Here is a 17,058-nt window from a genome sequence, read left to right on the forward strand (position 1 = left end):
TCCTCACAGCACCTTGGCTTCGGTCTTGAGCTTCTCGACCAGCGTCTTCACATCGGCGACCTTCACGCCAGCGGAGCGCTTCGGCGGCTCGACGACTTTCAGCGTCTTCAGGCGCGGGGTCACGTCAACACCGAGGTCTTCCGGCTTGAGCGTCTCCAGCGGCTTCTTCTTCGCCTTCATGATGTTCGGCAGCGTGACGTAACGCGGCTCGTTCAGGCGCAGATCCGTGGTGACCACAGCCGGCAGCGTCAGCGACAGGGTTTCCGCACCGCCATCCACTTCGCGCGATACCGTTGCCTTGCCATCAGCCACGACAACCTTCGATGCAAATGTCGCCTGCGGCAACCCTGCCAAGGCAGCCAGCATCTGACCAGTCTGGTTCGAATCGTCGTCGATGGCCTGCTTGCCGAGAATGATCAGCGATGGCTGTTCCTTGTCGACCAGCGCCTTGAGCAGCTTGGCGACAGCCAGCGGCTGCAGTTCTTCCGACGACTCGATCAGGATCGCGCGGTCCGCGCCGATCGCGAGCGCCGTGCGCAACGTTTCCTGCGCCTGCGTCACGCCCGCCGACACGGCGATCACTTCAGTCGCCACGCCCGCTTCCCGCAGACGCACCGCCTCTTCCACGGCGATCTCATCGAACGGATTCATCGACATCTTTACATTCGCAATGTCGACGCCCGTGCCGTCCGACTTCACCCGGACTTTCACGTTGTAATCGATCACTCTCTTGACTGGCACAACGATTTTCATGGTTCCTTCTCCGATCAGCTTGCACGCTAGTGTGAGCAATCAAACCAACGGTTGGAATTCGGCATTGTGGAACACCGCATTTCAGACCCTCGAATACCAGACACCCGGCAGCACGGAAATTCTGTACGACCGATCCATCCCGGCCGATCCGTTAACCCCAGCCTAATCGCGTCTTCCGCAATCAGTAATTGAGCAGCGACTTTTGCTGATGCACGCTATCACTCATCAAAGCACGGCAATCAATCAGCCTTGCTTGGCGCGACGGCTATCCGTTTTCATTCAACTTATCAATACTCGTCACCATGTCAGTCAACTGGCCGGAAACAATCTTCGAGCACTTCAAAGCCGCTGATGTGCGGCAAGTGGCATACGTGCCCGATGCGGGGCACAAACGTCTTATCGAACTCTGCGAGGCAGACGCCGAAATTCACGCGGTTTCCCTGACCACCGAAGAAGAAGGCGTGGCCATGATGGGTGGCGCATGGGTCGGCGGCCAGCGCGGCGTATTGCTGCTGCAGTCGAGCGGCGTGGGCAACTGCATCAACATGCTTTCACTGCAACATGAGTGCCGCATGCCCATCGTGATGCTGGTGACGATGCGCGGCGAATGGGGAGAATTCAATCCCTGGCAGGTCGCCATGGGCAAATCCACCCAGGAAGCCCTCGAATCGGCAGGCGTCTATGTCTACCGCGCGGATGATGCAGCCGAAGTCCCTGAAACGGTGCGTGCCGCGTTGAATTTTGGGTACAACACCTCCCGGATGGTTGCTGTTCTGATCGGACAGCGCGTGATCGGCACCAAAAACTTTAACAAGTGAGTACTAAAATGACTCAGCAGACGACGCCCCTGAACCGTCGACTGACGGTTAAGCGGATTCTCCGCGATCGCCAGCAGGACATTCTGGCAGTAACCAGCCTTGGCAACCCCACCTTCGATGTGGCCGCTGCCGGCGACACGGCTCAAAATTTCTACCTGTGGGGTGCAATGGGCGGAGCCGTCACCTTCGGCCTCGGCATTGCGCTTGCACAGCCTGAAAAACGCGTCATCGTGTTTGTCGGCGACGGCGAAATGATGATGGGACTTGGATCGCTAGCAACGGTGGGCGTCGATAAGCCCGCCAATCTATCGATTGTCGTGATCGATAACGAGCACTACGCGGAAACGGGAATGCAGCTGGCCCATGCAGGCCGCGGTGTGGACATCACGGCAATCGCACGCGCGGCTGGCTTCGAAAAGGCGGCGACAATCTACGCCGAAAGCGAACTCGAAGAATGTGTCGATGTGATTCTCAATGCTACCGGTCCAGTGCTCGCCACGGTGAAGGTCGGAACGGATCCCGAACCTACCTCCCTGCCGCCTCGCGACGGTCCTTATCTGCGCAGCCGCTTCCGCGAAGCGTTGCTTGGCGCCAAGGCCCACGCGAGCCAATAAGCGGACGGCTGGAAAGTCCCAACGTCATGGCGGTGGCGCGGCAACGGCCGCCCACCGCCTCACTGCATCAAGACCGATTTCACGCCCTGTACAATCGCGATCATTGTGACTTCACACTGATCCCTCTATGCCCACCAAGGCTGATTCCGATATGTTGGTGGAAGTCGTTCGACAGTTGGACCGGCAGCCCGAGATGCTCGAGCGCGTCTTTGACTGCTTTCCAGACGTGCTGTACTACATCAAGGACGCACAGGCACGCTACCTGTCCGTCAATCAAACGCTCATCGCTCGAAGCGGGCTGGCGCGCGACGACGTGATCGGCAAGACAGCCGATCAGCTATTTCCGGTGACCGGCGCCAGTACCAATGCGCAAGATCTGAACATTATCGAAACCCGGTCGCCCATCGTAGACCGGCTGCGGCTCTATTCCTCCGGATTGGGTCATCGATACTGGTGCCTGAGTTCGAAGTTTCCTGTGCTCGCCGAAGACGGACTGGCCATTGGACTGATCGGCATATCGCGAGATCTGCCTCGCCCTGATGAACGTCATCACGGCTACCGCCGCCTGCTCGCATATCTGGACTATCTGGAACGGAACCTTGGACAGAACATCCTGGTTACCGAGGCGGCGGAGCAAGTCTCCATATCTGTCGACACGCTGGAACGTCTAACCCGCGAAGTGTTTCATCTGACGCCCAAGCAACTGCTGATGAAATTGCGGATCGACCACGCATGCAAGCTGCTGGAAACGACTGACAACAGCATTACGGAAATCGCGACCGAATGCGGCTACGCGGACCATAGCGCGTTCACGCGTCAATTCAAATCTGCCACGCACCTCACGCCCCGACAGTACCGAAATGCACGAGGGCGTGGTCTGCATCCTCACTAATGCTTCGCCTGCCGGGCCCTAGTAAACACCTTCCTCGATCACCAGTTCACCCTTGGTGAACCGTGACGGCGACAGCGGCGAGAGATCCAGTGTTTTAAACTCGCCAAAGCTCAACAGTTCGGCAACAGCTCGACCAACCCCTGGGCTGTGCATCATGCCATGGCCGCTGAAACCGGCCGCCACGAAAGAGTTTTCCGCACCCGACTGCCCGACGATGCCATTCTGGTCGAGAATGTTGTATTCGTAGTAGCCAGCCCAGGCGTGTTCCACCCGTAAGGCCTCGAACGCCGGGATACGCCCTGCCAAGGCCGGCCAGATGATCTCGTCAAATTCAGAAAACTGCACGTCGAGTGGCAGGTGGTCCAGATCCGTCTCCGCCGACGGCGAAACGATACAGAGGAAATGATTCTGCTCCCTACGCAGATACACTCCCGAGGTGTCGATGAGGATCGGCATATCCGGAATCGCCGTCGGACATGACACGACAAACGCCGAACGCCGTCGCGGCCGAACCGGCAGATCCACGCCGATGCTTTGTGCAAGAGGTGCACACCACGCGCCGCTGGCATTCACGAACGCGTCCCCGGCGATTTCCCGCCCGTCCGTCAGTTCGACGTGGGTCACCCGGTTTCCGCGTGTACGGTAGCGCACCGCTTCACCCGTGACGAAATGGACGCCCGCTTCACGCGCACGGTTTCTCAACCACTGCATGACGCTATATCCGTCGAACCAGCCCTCGCCTGCCAGACCTTCGACGCCATAGGCCAGATCGCTGACATTCATCCACGGGTAGCGGCGCTGCAACGCCTCGACTGAATGCTCCTGCAGCTCCACCCCGAGCGATCGGGCAAGAGCGCTCCGCCGACGCAGCACGCTCTCTTGCTGCGCGTTGCCCACGAACAGGTATCCGCAATCCACCAGATCGACGCCAGCGCCATACCGCACCTTCTCCCGCTCGCAGGAAGAAAAAAAATCATAGCCAAACTGCGATAGCTGGATGCAGATGGGCGTTGAAAACTGCTGCCTGATCGAACTTGCCGAGAGCGACGATGATGCGATCTGATAAGTCGGATCCTTTTCGATCACCCAGATCTCGCGGCTCTCTGTCTTTTGGAGGCTCAGGAAATACGCTATTGAACAACCGATCGCCCCCCCGCCGGTGATGACAATTCTTTCGCTCATGATCTACCTTGGACGGTCGCGAGGTTTTGACGTGCGGCGCGAATGCGACCGAGCGCCTCGTTCAGGTCATCGAGTGACGCAGCATAAGAAAGCCGGAAGTAAGGCGAGAGCAGAAAGCCGGAGCCCGAAACCACGGCTACGTTTGCCTCTTCCAGCAGGTACATGACGAAGTCCTGGTCGCTTTCCAGAAGCGTGCCATTCGGCGTGCGGCTCCCCATGACACCATGGCAGCCGACGAATACATAAAACGCGCCTTCCGGCTGATTACTGTGGAGTCCCGGTATGCCGTCCAGCGCATTCACGACGAGCTTCCGGCGTTCGTCAAAGGCCAGTCGCGATGTCTCGACGAAAGACTGATCGCCATTGAGCGCTTCGATCGCAGCGTACTGCGACACCGAAGACGCACTGGTCACAATCTGACCTTGCACCAGATTCATGGCACGGATGAGCGTCGACGGTCCAGCCGAATAGCCAATCCGCCAGCCTGTCATCGAGTACATCTTGGACACGCCGTTGATGATGAGAGTCCGCTCCTGCAACTCGGGCGCGACGTTCAGGATATTGACGAAAGGACTTCCGGTGTAGATGAGCTTTTCGTAGATGTCGTCGGACAGTACCCACACATGGGGGTGTCGACGCAATACTTCCGCAATACTGCCGAGTTCGTCGGCCGAGTAAACGGCCCCCGTCGGATTCGATGGCGAATTCAGCATCAGCCACTTGGTACGAGGCGTGATCGACGCCTCCAGTTGAGCAGCAGTCAGTTTGAATCCCGCTGCCTCGTCGCACGGCACCACAACAGGCGTCCCTGTCGCCATCTTCACGATCTCGGGATACGACACCCAGCACGGTGCCGGCACGATGACTTCGTCGCCCGGATTGAGGGTCGCGAAAAAAGCCGCGAAAATTGCCTGCTTCGCGCCAACGGCGACGCTGACACCGTCCACGGGATAATCGACGCTATTGTCACGCTTGAGTTTCGCTACGATCGCTTCGCGCAACTCCCGGATGCCGGCGGCCTCGGTGTAACGCGTCTTGCCTTCGCGCATTGCGCGAATCGCGGCAGCCTGGATATGCTCAGGCGTACGAAAATCGGGTTCGCCTTGCGACAGGGAAATGACATTCTTCCCGTCCCGGCGCAGTTCTGCCGCCTTTGCCGCCATTGCCATTGTCTGCGCAGGGGCGATCTGGCCAATGCGGTCTGCAATGAAGCCCATTCTATTTGTCCCGTTCATTTGGAAAAGCTGATTCGCGCCAGGGCCGCCCAAAGGCAGCCCCAAACGACATGCGTGCTTAAAGACGCTCGGCCACAGCCTTCATTTGCAAGAACTGCAGAAGATAATCAGGACCACCCGTCTTGGTATCGGTGCCCGTGAGGTTGAAGCCGCCGAATGGCTGAACGCCGACAAGCGCGCCCGTACATTTGCGATTGAAGTACAGGTTGCCCACGTGGAAGTCGCGACGCGCCCGTTCGATGCGGCTTCGGTCATTCGAGAAGAGCGCCCCCGTCAGACCATAGACCGTGTCATTGACAACAGCCAGACCTTCCTCGAAATCCTTGACGCGAATCGCAGCGACGAACGGGCCAAATACTTCTTCCTGTGCAATGCGCGCGCGAGGGGACACGTCGCCAAAGATAGTGGGCTCAATCAGATAACCAGCGGCATTCTCTACGGCCTTGCCACCCGTTAACAGCTTGCCCTCGGTGTGGCCGATATCGATGTACGACAGCACCTTCTTGTACTGCAGTTCGTTGCAGACCGGACCGAAACTGGGATTGTCCCTGGCTTCGCTGACAACCAGTTCTTTCGCCTTTGCAACGACCTTCTCAAGCAATGCGTCGTAGACCGAATCCACTACGATCAAACGCGAGCAGGCGGAACACTTCTGGCCTGAATAACCGAACGCCGCCTGAATGACACCCGTCGCCGCGTCGTCGAGATTGGCTGTCTCGTCGACCAGAATGGCGTCCTTGCCACCCAACTCGAGGAAAACGCGCTTGAACCATTTCTGGCCTTCCGCGAGCTTCGCAGCGGACTCGTTGATCTGGGCCCCAGTCGCGAGCGAGCCCGTGAAGTTGATAAAGCGCGTCTTTGGATGAGCAACCAGATAGGAACCGATCTCCCGTCCAGTTCCAGGCAGGTAATTCACCACGCCCGGCGGCAGGCCTGCTTCCGTGAAGATGTCGAAGATCTTGGCCAGCGAAACAATCGTGTCTTCCGCTGGCTTGCAAACCACCGTGTTACCCACCACGATCGCGCCGACCGTCATGCCGGTCATTAGCGCCATCGGGAAATTCCAGGGCGAAATCGTTACACCTACCCCCAGCGGAATGTAGAAGCTCTCGTTCTCTTCACCGGGATAGTCAATCAGTGCCCCCAGGCCGCCCACGTGCTTGATTGCCTGACGCGCGTAGTACTCGGTGAAGTCGATCATTTCCGCGACTTCAGCGCTTGCTTCGACGTAGTTCTTGCCGATCTCATAGACCAGCCATGCCTCGAGCTCACGCTTGCGTCTGCGCATGATTGCTGCAGCCTTCAACATAAGACGGGAGCGATCTTCCTGGCTCCAGCGCTTCCACGATTCGAACGCGGCCCACGCAGCTTCGAGTGCGTCATCCGCATGCCGCGTCGTCGCCTTGGCGGTGTAGCCGACGATCTCTTCCGGATTCGACGGATTTGTCGAGACGAGCTTCGCTTCGGTCTGCACACGCTCACCGTTGATCAGAAGCGGATAGGTCTGGCCAAATTCCGAACGCACTCTTTTCAGGGCCTGCTGCATATGGGCTTTGGCACTTTCGGTGTCGAACAAATCAAATGGCTCGTTCTTGAACGGTGCAATCAGCATCGCTTTCTCCAGATTGAATTGGTTTGGGCTGCTCTGCCGCCCTGATGAGCACGGCATGCTTCCGTGAACCGATTGTCCGGCGCGAAAACTTTCCGGTCTTGATGCGGCTCCACCGATTTGTGCGGAATTCTGCATAGTCATAGCCATCGCTCCGTCGCCGTTGTTCTTCAATAGCCCGATAACATAGAGGCACGGACAAAACGTGCGAAAAATATCGCAAATACTGATTTGCGGATTTCTGCTATTTGCTACACTGGATCAACGGCGCGTCACTTCATTCGGAGCACGTATCATGACCATGCATTTCGATCTCGTTGATCTTCGTCTCATCACATGTATCGCCGAGACGGATAGCTTGACGCGTGGCGCCGAGCGCTTTCATATGTCCGTACCCGCAGCGAGCACCCGAATCAAGAATCTTGAAGAAAGTATGGGGGCGAAACTACTGTATCGGACTAGCCAGGGGGTGACACTCACGCCACCGGGCCAGGCATTCCTTCACCATGCGCGGGTTGTCCTGTCACAACTCGAGCAGTTGCGCGGCGACATGCAGGAGTACGCACGCGGTATCAAAGGCCACGTGAGGATCTTCGCGAACACCACGGCCACCACGGAATTCCTTCCTAACGACCTGCGAGACTTTCTCGCCGAGCATCCGGATGTGAACGTCGAGCTTCGCGAACGATTGAGTCATGACGTGGTGCGCGCGGTGAGCGAAGGCACAGCGGACGTCGGCATCGTGGCAGGCAATGTCAGGCCCGAATCGCTGGAAATCATGCCCTATCGCTCGGACCGGCTCATACTGGCGGTGTCGGAATCACACCCTTTAGCAGAGAAAACGTCTATTCCCTTTGAGGAGGCAACGGAGTTCGACTTTGTGGGGATGCCTGAAGCAAGCGCGATTCATACCTTTCTGAACCGCGTCGCGCACGATATGCACAAGAAACTTCGGGTGCGGATTGAAGTGGGTAACTTCGAGGCCCTGTGCCGAATGATCGAAGCCAACGTCGGGATAGGCGTGCTGCCTCGTTCGTCAGCGATAAGGTACGTCAAAACCATGAACATCCGGCTGGTTGAAATCGAGGATGCCTGGGCGACGCGCAATCTGCTGATCTGCGTGCGCAGCCTCGATCTGCTGCCGTCTTTCGCGCGTGAACTTGTCGACCTGCTCACCCAGAAGTGCAAAAGCGAGTGCGAGCCTCAGCCGGCCTAAGCGGCGGCAGTTAGTCTGCGTTTAAAGCCCTCTTCTCCAGACACAAATTGTAGTCAACAGGCCGGTGCGTCAATCTAGCGTGAACGACGCTATTCGATGCCCTCATGACTACCGAACTCAATTATCTGCGCACGTGGATCGGCCGAACCCAGGCTGAGCAGGAACTCGTATCCCCTCGTCTTGCGCAGCAACTCGCGGCTACGCTAGGCTATGAGGACGCGCCGCATGCCGGCTCTCCGTTGCCTCCGCTTTGGCACTGGGCACTCTTTCCTCATATCGTTTCGCAACCACAGGTTGGGGTGGACGGCCATCCCAAACGTGGTGGATTCCTGCCGCCGGTGCCGCTACCCCGCCGTATGTGGGCAGGCAGCCGGGTCCGGTTCGAGCGGCCGCTCCTGGTCGGCAGCCTCGTCACCAGAACCTCGCAGATTGTCGATGTCGCCGCCAAGGAAGGACGCACCGGAAAGCTCGTGTTTGTGCGTCTGCGTCATGAACTGGAAGACGCAGAAGGTCCGCTGCTTTCGGAGGACCAGGACGTCGTGTATCGCGAGTCCGCGACGACTGCGTATAGCCCGGCGAAAGGTCCAATTGCGCCCGAAGAGTTCACATGGAAGCGGGAGATCGTGCCAGACCCGGTCCTCCTGTTTCGTTACTCCGCCGATACCTTCAACGGACATCGTATTCACTACGACCGGTCCTATGCTCAGGGACAGGAAGGCTATCCCGCGCTGGTCGTGCATGGGCCGCTGACTGCGACCTTGCTGGTCGATCTCGTCCGACGCAGCCTTCCGGGAGAGTCGATCGCTTCGTTCTCCTTCAAGGCGGTCAACCCGCTCTTTGACGATGCCCCTTTTCATCTATACGCCGCCCGCGCAGCCGGATCGAACGAGGTGAGGCTTTGGGCGGCCAATTCCGAAGAAGTGTTGTGCGTCGCTGCCGTGGTAACGCTCACGGCACCCGCAAGTGCATTTCAAAAATGAACCCAAAGGAGTAGAGACAAGTGTTGGCTAACGTTGACCCCTATCAGGACATCCGTGAAGCGGTTCGCGATCTGTGTTCAAACTTCCCTGCCGAGTATTTCCGCAAGGTCGATGAAGAGCGAGCCTATCCCGAGACCTTTGTGCAGGCTCTTACCGACGCGGGTTGGTTGGCAGCCCTGATTCCGCAGGAATATGGCGGCTCCGGACTCGGGCTGACCGAGGCGTCGGTGATCATGGAAGAAATCAACCGCAGCGGCGGCAATTCCGGCGCGTGTCACGGGCAGATGTACAACATGGGGACACTGCTCAGACACGGTTCCGCCGAGCAAAAGGCCCGCTACCTGCCGGAAATCGCGAGCGGAAAGTTGCGGCTTCAATCGATGGGCGTGACCGAACCGACCACCGGCACCGACACCACCAGTCTCAAGACGACCGCCGTTCGCAAGGGTGACCGGTATGTCGTCAACGGTCAGAAGGTGTGGATCTCACGGATTCAACACTCCGATCTGATGATCCTGCTCGCACGGACCACACCGATCACTCAGGTGGCCAAAAAATCTGAGGGCATGTCGATATTCCTCGTCGACCTGCATCAGGCGGTCAAGCAAGGCATGACGGTTCGCCCGATCCCGAACATGGTGAATCACGAGACTAACGAACTCTTTTTCGACAACCTCGAGATCCCGGCCGAAAACCTGATTGGAGAAGAAGGCAAAGGCTTCAAGTACATCCTTGACGGCCTGAACGCCGAGCGCACGCTGATTGCTGCCGAGTGTATCGGCGACGGCTACTGGTTTCTCGACAAGGTTTGCAAGTACGTCAAGGAGCGGGTGGTCTTCGGGCGTCCGATTGGACAGAACCAGGGCGTGCAGTTTCCGATCGCACGCGCGCACGTCAACGTCGAAGCGGCCAGCCTGATGCGCTATAAGGCCTGCAAACTTTTCGACGCGAAACAACCCGCCGGCGCGCAAGCCAACATGGCAAAACTGCTGGCCGCTGACGCTTCCTGGGAAGCCGCCAACGCGTGTCTGCAGTTCCACGGTGGCTTCGGCTTCGCAAACGAATACGACGTGGAACGCAAGTTCCGCGAAACACGTCTTTATCAGGTCGCGCCGATCTCGACCAATCTCATTCTTTCGTACGTAGCCGAGCATTTGCTTGGGCTGCCACGTTCTTTCTAAGGGGCTGGGCATGAAACCGCTGGACGGCGTGAAGGTGATCACCCTCGAACACGCGATTGCAGCACCGTTTTGCACCCGTCAACTTGCCGATCTCGGCGCACGCGTGATCAAGATCGAGCGCCCCGGTACAGGTGACTTCGCGCGCGCCTACGACGAGCGTGTACACGGCATGGCCTCGCACTTCGTATGGTGCAACCGCTCGAAGGAGAGCCTCACGCTAGACGTCAAGGCTCCGCAGGCGCAGGGTATTTTCGAGCGCTTGCTCGAAAATACCGACGTGCTCGTGCAGAACCTGGCGCCCGGCGCTGCAGCTCGACTGGGTCTGTCCTACGAAGCGTTGCGTGAGAAGTATCCCCGCTTGATCGTCTGCAACATCTCGGGTTACGGGTCCGACGGTCCGTATCGCGACAAGAAAGCCTACGACCTGCTGATCCAGAGCGAGTCCGGTTTTCTCTCGATTACCGGCGGCCCGGACTCGCCCGCGAAGGCCGGCTGTTCCATCGCCGATATCGCTGCGGGAATGTACGCGTATACCAACATCCTCTCCGCGCTTCTGCAACGCTCGAAGACGGGCGTGGGAAGGGAAATCGACGTCTCGATGCTCGAGAGCATGGTGGAGTGGATGACGTATCCCCTTTACTACGCGTTCGATGGCGCATCGCCGCCACCTCGCGCCGGAGCCGCTCACGCAACCATCTATCCCTATGGGCCGTTCCCTGCCGGGGACGCGAAAACCGTCATGCTGGGGTTGCAGAACGAGCGGGAGTGGAGTGTCTTCTGCGCAAAGGTTCTGCTCGCACCTGAGCTGGCTACCGATCCGCGCTTCAGTTCCAATTCGAAACGGGTAGCGGCGCGCGAAGCACTGCGCGACATCATCGTCACCGCATTCAGCAAATTGACCTCGGAAGAGGTCATCCGCAGGCTGGATCACGCGCAGATTGCCAACGCCCGGATGAACGACATGTCCGATGTGTGGGCGCATCCGCAGCTTAAAGAACGCAATCGCTGGGTGAACATTGACTCCCCGGCCGGTTCCATTCCTTCGTTGCTGCCGCCAGGCGTCGTTACAGCAGCCGATGTCCGCCTCGACCCCGTTCCCGCATTGGGCCAACACACCGAAGCCCTGTTGAATGAGTTGGGCTTTTCGACCGATGCCATCCGCGAACTTCGTGACGCGGCCGTCGTATAACCTCCAGTTAAGGTAAGCCTGTTATGAGCAACACACAGATTCTTGCTTCGTTTGCGGCCAATCTCGAGTTTGAACAGATCCCCAGGGACGTGGTAGCACGGACGGAAGACCTCTTCCTTGACTGGTTCGGATCAGCATTGGCCGGCCGGGGAGCGCGTCCCGTTGAAACGATCCAGAAACTCGCATTGAACTTTGGTCCGCAGTCCGGTTGCTGCGAAGTATTGATCTCCCGCCGAACGAGCAGCCCGTTCTTTGCGGCAATGATCAATGCCGCTGCATCGCACTTCGCTGAACAGGACGATCTGCACAACAGCTCGGTCCTGCACCCGGCAACCGTCGTTTTTCCCGCGGCATGGGCTGCCGCTCAAGCACTGGGGAGAAGCGGAAAAGAGTTCATTGCGGCATCCGTCGCGGGCTATGAAGTGGGTATCCGCGTCGGCGAATTCCTCGGTCGATCGCACTACAAGATTTTTCATACCACCGGTACGGTTGGAACGATCGCAGCCGCGGCTGCGGTCGGCAGGCTTTTGCGGCTGAGCCGCGAACAGATGATGAATGCGTTTGGGTCCGCTGGTACCCAGGCAGCCGGGCTGTGGGAATTCCTGAAAGACGCTGCGGACTCCAAGCAACTGCATACGGCCAAGGCAGCAGCGAACGGTCTTCTAGCGGCCTACCTTGCGGCCGACGGTTTCACCGGCGCGAAAGATATCTTCGAGGGCGGCAAAGGCATGGGAGCCGGCATGTCCACGCAAACGCATCCGGACAAGCTCGTTGACGCGCTCGGAACGCGCTGGGCCCTGAGTGAAACATCGTTCAAGTATCACGCCTCCTGCCGGCACACCCATCCGGCGGCCGATGCCTTGCTGCAGGTAATCAAGCGAGAACAGATCGCACCTGACGATATCGAGACGGTGGTAACTCATGTTCACCAGGCCGCGATCGACGTCCTCGGGCCAGTGACCGATCCGCAGACGGTTCATCAGGCGAAGTTCTCCATGGGCACCGTGCTCGCCATCGCTGCGGAGTTCGGCCACGCGGGCGTACGTGAGTTCGACGCCCACTACGGGGAAAGCAGGATCGCGCACTTCAGCAAGAAGGTTTCGATGGTGCTCGACGCTGAGGTCGATGCGGCCTATCCGTCGCGCTGGATCGGCAAGGTCACCGTGCGGACCAAGGATGGACGCACTTACAAAGGTCGGGTGGATGACCCCAAGGGGGATCCGGGCAACACGCTCACGCGCACCGAACTCGAACACAAAACGATCACGCTTGGGCTGTATGGCAAGGCAGCCACTGAAGACGAACTCAAGCACTCCATCGCCTCGGTATGGGCAATTACCGATGCCCCCGTCGTACCCCAACTGCTCCCCGAATCGATATTGGAGGTTCATCATGGCTGAGCTCGCACCCCGGTCCTATCTCTTCGTTCCCGGCAACCGGCCCGACCGGTTTGCTAAAGCTGCGGCGTCGGGCGTCGACGTTGTGGTGATCGATCTGGAAGATGCCGTACCTCCCGCCGAAAAGAAGATTGCGCGGGCCGCCCTTGCCGAGTGGCTGTCCACCAATAGCACGCCGGTCGCCGTGCGTGTGAATGACGTGAACAGCGAATGGTTTCGCGACGACATTGCCGTATGCCGTGCGCCATCCGTGGCCGCTGTCATGCTGCCCAAGACCGAACGCATCGACGACATTTTCCTCTGCGAGTTCGCCGGCAAGCCGACCGACATCCTGCCGATGATCGAAACCGCCCAAGGCTTCCGCAATGTGGTCGCGATCGCCCAGCACCGGCTGACTACACGGCTCGTCTTCGGCAATGTGGATTTCCAGCTTGACCTCGGCATCGACGGGGACGATGAGCAGCTCCTGTACTTCCGCTCACAGATCGTCCTCGCTTCGCGCATTGGCAATCTGCTTTCGCCGGTAGATGGCGTCAGTACCACGCTGGACGATACCGAGCAGATCACGCGCGACACCGTCCGTGCAAAGCGGCTCGGCTTCGGCGCCAAGCTTTGCATTCATCCGAAGCAGGTGTCGGCAGTCAACGCTGCATTCATCCCGGGCGCGAAAGACGTCGAGTGGGCACAGCGGGTTGTAGAAGGCGCCGCCGCATCTCACGGAGCGGCTGTCGCGGTGGACGGCCGCATGGTCGACCGGCCGGTCATCTTGAAAGCCCAGGAAATTCTTGCAGAGTCCCAGCGTCGGCGCCTTGGCGAATGAGTCAACATCAAAGGGAGACGAAAGTCATGCAACAGTTTGAGATGTTTATCAACGGCGAATCCTGCGCGCCGGCTTCGGGCGAATGGTTCGACACCGAGAACCCCTTCACCGGCGAAACGTGGGCACAGATTGCGAAAGGCAACGCGACAGACGTCGATCGGGCTGTGCAGGCGGCGCATGCCGCCTTCAGCGCAGGACCATGGTCACAGATGTCGCCAAGCCAGCGAGGTCTGTTGCTTCATCGGGTAGGAGACCTGATCGCACGTGACGCAAAGCGGCTTGCCGAGCTGGAAGTTCGTGACAACGGCAAGCTGATGGCTGAAATGCTGGGCCAGTGCCAGTATTTGCCGCAATGGTACTACTACTTTGGCGGCCTGGCGGACAAGATTCAGGGCGCCGTGGTTCCGCTCGACAAGAAAGGCTACTTCAACTACACCCGCAACGAGCCGCTGGGTGTCGTCGCCGCCATTACGCCCTGGAACTCGCCGCTGTTGCTCGCCACATGGAAAATTGCACCCGCGCTGGCCGCGGGTTGCACGGTGGTAATCAAGCCATCCGAGTTCACTTCTGCATCCACCATCGAGTTTGCGAAGCTGTTCACTGAGGCCGGCTTTCCGCCGGGCGTAGTGAACGTTGTCACAGGCTTCGGTGCAGACGTCGGCTCTCCTCTGGTAGAACACCCGCTGGTCAAGAAGATTACCTTCACCGGTGCAGACTCCACCGGCCGGGCAATCAACGAGGCGGCAGCCCGTCAGTTCAAACACGTGAGTCTCGAACTGGGTGGCAAGTCGCCCAACATCGTTTTCGAAGATGCAGATCTGGAAGACGCGGTGAATGGCGCGGTTTCAGGCATCTTTGCTGCGACTGGGCAGACCTGTATTGCCGGTTCGCGCCTGTTGTTGCAAGAAAGCATCTACGACACGTTTGTCGACAAACTTCTGACGCTGGCACGGACCGCGAAAATGGGCGATCCGTCGAGTATGGACACGCAGGTCGGACCGATCACGACCCGCCCGCAGTACCGCAAGGTCCTGTCTTACATTGAAACCGCAACACAGGACGGCGCGACGTTGCTGCTAGGCGGAAAGCCCGGCAGCGCCCCCGAATGTGGCAATGGCTGGTTCGTCGAACCCACGATCTTCGGCGACGTTAGCAACAGGATGCGAATCGCGCAGGAAGAGGTCTTTGGTCCCATCCTCTCGATCATCAGGTTCAAGGATGAAGACGAGGCGGTTGCGTTGGCCAATGACGTGCGCTTCGGACTTGGCTCGGGTGTCTGGACGAAAGATATTGGCCGGTCCATTCGCGTTGCAGAAAGACTGCAGGCCGGCATGGTCTGGGTGAACAGCTATCGCGCGGTGAGCTACATGTCGCCCTTTGGCGGCTACAAGGATTCCGGACTGGGCCGCGAGAACGGCATCGACGCGATCCGCGAGTATCTGCAAACGAAGAGCGTCTGGATCAATACCGGGGTCAAGACCGCGAACCCGTTCGTGATGAGGTAATGGCAGATGGCCCCGTGGTATTCCCAAGGGGCCATCTGGAATGTCAGTAAGACGCTCGCGAAAGCGCCTTGAACTCAGGACTTGATGCCTTGAGCGGCCTTGGTACTCGGCGCCCGGACCTCTAGCGTAACCCCAGCCCCTTCATTTACCGTCTTGAAGTACGTGAAGCCACTTCGATCTTCGAGGCGTCCGCGCGAGAGCACATCCAGCCCGGCGTTCGCAGCAAGTTCCTCGGCCTTGTCGCAACTCTCGACAGAGAAGCCGAGATGAAAGACGCCCTCGCCTCGCGTTTCCAGGAACCGTCGTTGCGGCGTGTCACCGTCTCCTGGCTGGCAAAGCTGCAGTTGGGCGTTATCGATATTCGCAAACTTGTAGCGCATCTTCAGAAAAGCCGGACGATCGTAGCCGTCCAACTGGTATGCATCCATCGGCGGAAAATCGTTCCATGGACCAACGCCAATTGATTCGTAATACTTCACAGCGTTTTCGATATCGCGAACCACGATGCAGACGTGGTGCAGTTTCTGAAAAATCGGCAGCTTTTCCATGGTGAACCTCATCTCTGGTCAGTTTTGACGCTGGGCCGCAGAACCTTTCCAGGCTACCGCGGCCCGACCTGAAGCAGCTGCAGTATCAACCTGCCTTCGCAATCTTCTTCGGCGTATACGTTTTTGCCGCATCGTCATGCGACTGGCCGACCGACGGGTTCCATTGGAAACCGGAACGGGCCACGACGCCCGGCTTCAGACGTTGGTCCGGACCAAAGTCTGCAAAGGGATGGAAAAACAACGGCTGCGTGCCCTCAAGCGTGCGCAATCGTGCCGCATAGGAGTCGAGGTAGGCTTGCCGCTCCTCGGCACTCACGCGGCCAGGCATCCAAGATACGTGCGGCGGCAACACCTCGAAGCCAAGGTAATTGAAAATGCCATTGTGAATCGGCCAGAGAATGTGATTGATGTCTCCATCGACGCCGTCCGGTTCGTAGAGGCTCGCGGCCGTTCCAGTCGTGGTCGAAACCATCGCCTTACGTCCCTTGAACATGCCGTTCTCGTACTTGCGGCCGGTGGCGTAGGCGAAACCACGCGTCATCACGCGGTCCACCCAGCCCTTCAGAATGGCGGGCATGCCGAACCACCACATCGGATACTGGAAAATGATCAGATCCGACCAGAGCACCTTCTGTTGCTCGGCGTAGACATCCGGCGTCGGCTTCGTGGAGGTTCCGAACATGTGCTCCTGTTCCGCCGAAAGGTCGAGGAAATCCGTATTGAGACGTTCGCCCACAAAATCTTCCACGCCGAGCTCAGGCCGCCATTTCAGTTGGTACAGGTCCGTCACTTGAACCTCATGTCCCTGCTCTGTCAGAGTCGAGACAGCCGTGTCCTTCAACGCACCGTTGAAAGACCGGGGTTCAGGGTGAGCGAAAACGATGAGCACTTTCATGCGGCAACTCCATAAAACCGGTTCGTTGAGCGTTCTGGCCTCGCTGGCCTGCGCTTGAATTCGTGCCTTCTTCGGATGCAGTTCCGGAGCGGCGATCGATTAGGTCTATTGGCATTCTGGACGTTTACAAAATTCCGGTCTTGAAGAGGTTCGGCTAATTTCTGCGGAATTTTGCACATTTTTTGATAGTGATCCAGCCCGTCAAGGCTTGATAAGCCTTGTTC

Annotated in this window: 16 protein-coding genes; 10 read left to right on the forward strand and 6 right to left on the reverse strand. The window is 58.5% G+C overall.

Features of this window, described 5'->3' with window-relative positions; genetic code table 11:
* Window positions 1–3 precede the first annotated feature (3 nt).
* The gene (locus tag BUS06_RS23505; RefSeq protein ID WP_074266823.1) at window positions 4–753 is read right to left on the reverse strand and encodes an electron transfer flavoprotein subunit beta/FixA family protein; all 750 of its coding nucleotides are present in this window, start codon (window positions 751–753) and stop codon (window positions 4–6) included.
* Between the two features lie 371 nt (window positions 754–1,124).
* Here BUS06_RS23505 and BUS06_RS23510 point away from each other — a divergent pair, with 371 nt between their 5' ends.
* The 3 genes from BUS06_RS23510 (at window position 1,125) to BUS06_RS23520 (ending at window position 3,077) form a co-directional block, all read left to right on the forward strand.
* A complete protein-coding gene (locus BUS06_RS23510; RefSeq protein ID WP_254368946.1) occupies window positions 1,125–1,571 on the forward strand; it encodes a thiamine pyrophosphate-binding protein in 447 nt (148 codons plus the stop codon).
* Between the two features lie 8 nt (window positions 1,572–1,579).
* Window positions 1,580–2,185 (forward strand): thiamine pyrophosphate-dependent enzyme, encoded by a 606-nt coding sequence (locus tag BUS06_RS23515; protein ID WP_074266825.1) that lies wholly within the window; start codon window positions 1,580–1,582, stop codon window positions 2,183–2,185.
* 127 nt (window positions 2,186–2,312) lie between these two features.
* Window positions 2,313–3,077, forward strand: a complete 765-nt coding sequence (locus BUS06_RS23520; RefSeq protein WP_074266826.1) for a helix-turn-helix domain-containing protein — start codon at window positions 2,313–2,315, stop codon at window positions 3,075–3,077.
* An 18-nt stretch (window positions 3,078–3,095) separates the two neighbouring features.
* Here BUS06_RS23520 and BUS06_RS23525 read toward each other — a convergent pair whose 3' ends face one another.
* From BUS06_RS23525 to pruA, 3 genes are all read right to left on the reverse strand, one after another.
* On the reverse strand, window positions 3,096–4,259 hold the full coding sequence (locus BUS06_RS23525; RefSeq protein ID WP_074266827.1) for an NAD(P)/FAD-dependent oxidoreductase: 1,164 nt from the start codon (window positions 4,257–4,259) through the stop codon (window positions 3,096–3,098).
* Window positions 4,256–5,476 carry a pyridoxal phosphate-dependent aminotransferase gene (locus BUS06_RS23530; RefSeq protein ID WP_074266828.1) on the reverse strand — a complete coding sequence of 407 codons (1,221 nt, stop codon included), beginning with the start codon at window positions 5,474–5,476 and terminating at the stop codon, window positions 4,256–4,258. The genes BUS06_RS23525 and BUS06_RS23530 overlap by 4 nt, the downstream gene beginning before the upstream one ends.
* A gap of 76 nt (window positions 5,477–5,552) precedes the next feature.
* Window positions 5,553–7,106 carry an L-glutamate gamma-semialdehyde dehydrogenase gene (gene pruA, locus BUS06_RS23535; protein WP_074266829.1) on the reverse strand — a complete coding sequence of 518 codons (1,554 nt, stop codon included), beginning with the start codon at window positions 7,104–7,106 and terminating at the stop codon, window positions 5,553–5,555.
* Window positions 7,107–7,398: 292 nt separating this feature from the next.
* Here pruA and BUS06_RS23540 point away from each other — a divergent pair, with 292 nt between their 5' ends.
* From BUS06_RS23540 to BUS06_RS23570, 7 genes are all read left to right on the forward strand, one after another.
* On the forward strand, window positions 7,399–8,319 hold the full coding sequence (locus tag BUS06_RS23540) for a LysR substrate-binding domain-containing protein (RefSeq protein ID WP_074266830.1): 921 nt from the start codon (window positions 7,399–7,401) through the stop codon (window positions 8,317–8,319).
* Between the two features lie 104 nt (window positions 8,320–8,423).
* Window positions 8,424–9,299 carry an HTD2 family dehydratase gene (locus BUS06_RS23545; protein ID WP_074266831.1) on the forward strand — a complete coding sequence of 292 codons (876 nt, stop codon included), beginning with the start codon at window positions 8,424–8,426 and terminating at the stop codon, window positions 9,297–9,299.
* Between the two features lie 20 nt (window positions 9,300–9,319).
* Window positions 9,320–10,480 (forward strand): acyl-CoA dehydrogenase family protein, encoded by a 1,161-nt coding sequence (locus BUS06_RS23550; protein WP_074266832.1) that lies wholly within the window; start codon window positions 9,320–9,322, stop codon window positions 10,478–10,480.
* A gap of 10 nt (window positions 10,481–10,490) precedes the next feature.
* The gene (locus tag BUS06_RS23555) at window positions 10,491–11,669 is read left to right on the forward strand and encodes a CaiB/BaiF CoA transferase family protein (protein WP_074266833.1); all 1,179 of its coding nucleotides are present in this window, start codon (window positions 10,491–10,493) and stop codon (window positions 11,667–11,669) included.
* A gap of 23 nt (window positions 11,670–11,692) precedes the next feature.
* Window positions 11,693–13,069 carry an MmgE/PrpD family protein gene (locus BUS06_RS23560; RefSeq protein WP_074266834.1) on the forward strand — a complete coding sequence of 459 codons (1,377 nt, stop codon included), beginning with the start codon at window positions 11,693–11,695 and terminating at the stop codon, window positions 13,067–13,069.
* Complete coding sequence (locus BUS06_RS23565) at window positions 13,062–13,886, forward strand: HpcH/HpaI aldolase/citrate lyase family protein (protein WP_074266835.1); 825 nt, start codon at window positions 13,062–13,064, stop codon at window positions 13,884–13,886. Before BUS06_RS23560 ends, BUS06_RS23565 begins: the two co-directional genes overlap by 8 nt.
* Before the next feature lie 26 nt (window positions 13,887–13,912).
* Window positions 13,913–15,391 carry an aldehyde dehydrogenase gene (locus BUS06_RS23570; protein ID WP_074266836.1) on the forward strand — a complete coding sequence of 493 codons (1,479 nt, stop codon included), beginning with the start codon at window positions 13,913–13,915 and terminating at the stop codon, window positions 15,389–15,391.
* 74 nt (window positions 15,392–15,465) lie between these two features.
* Here BUS06_RS23570 and BUS06_RS23575 read toward each other — a convergent pair whose 3' ends face one another.
* Together BUS06_RS23575 and BUS06_RS23580 are read right to left on the reverse strand one after the other, a co-directional pair.
* Entirely contained in the window at window positions 15,466–15,939 is a 474-nt protein-coding gene (locus BUS06_RS23575) for a VOC family protein (protein ID WP_074266837.1), read from the reverse strand.
* 85 nt (window positions 15,940–16,024) lie between these two features.
* A complete protein-coding gene (locus BUS06_RS23580) occupies window positions 16,025–16,834 on the reverse strand; it encodes an NAD(P)H-dependent oxidoreductase (RefSeq protein ID WP_074266838.1) in 810 nt (269 codons plus the stop codon).
* Window positions 16,835–17,058: the final 224 nt, after the last annotated feature.

Origin of the sequence: Paraburkholderia phenazinium, from assembly GCF_900141745.1 — a bacterium.
GTDB classification, from domain to species: Bacteria; Pseudomonadota; Gammaproteobacteria; order Burkholderiales; family Burkholderiaceae; genus Paraburkholderia; species Paraburkholderia phenazinium_B.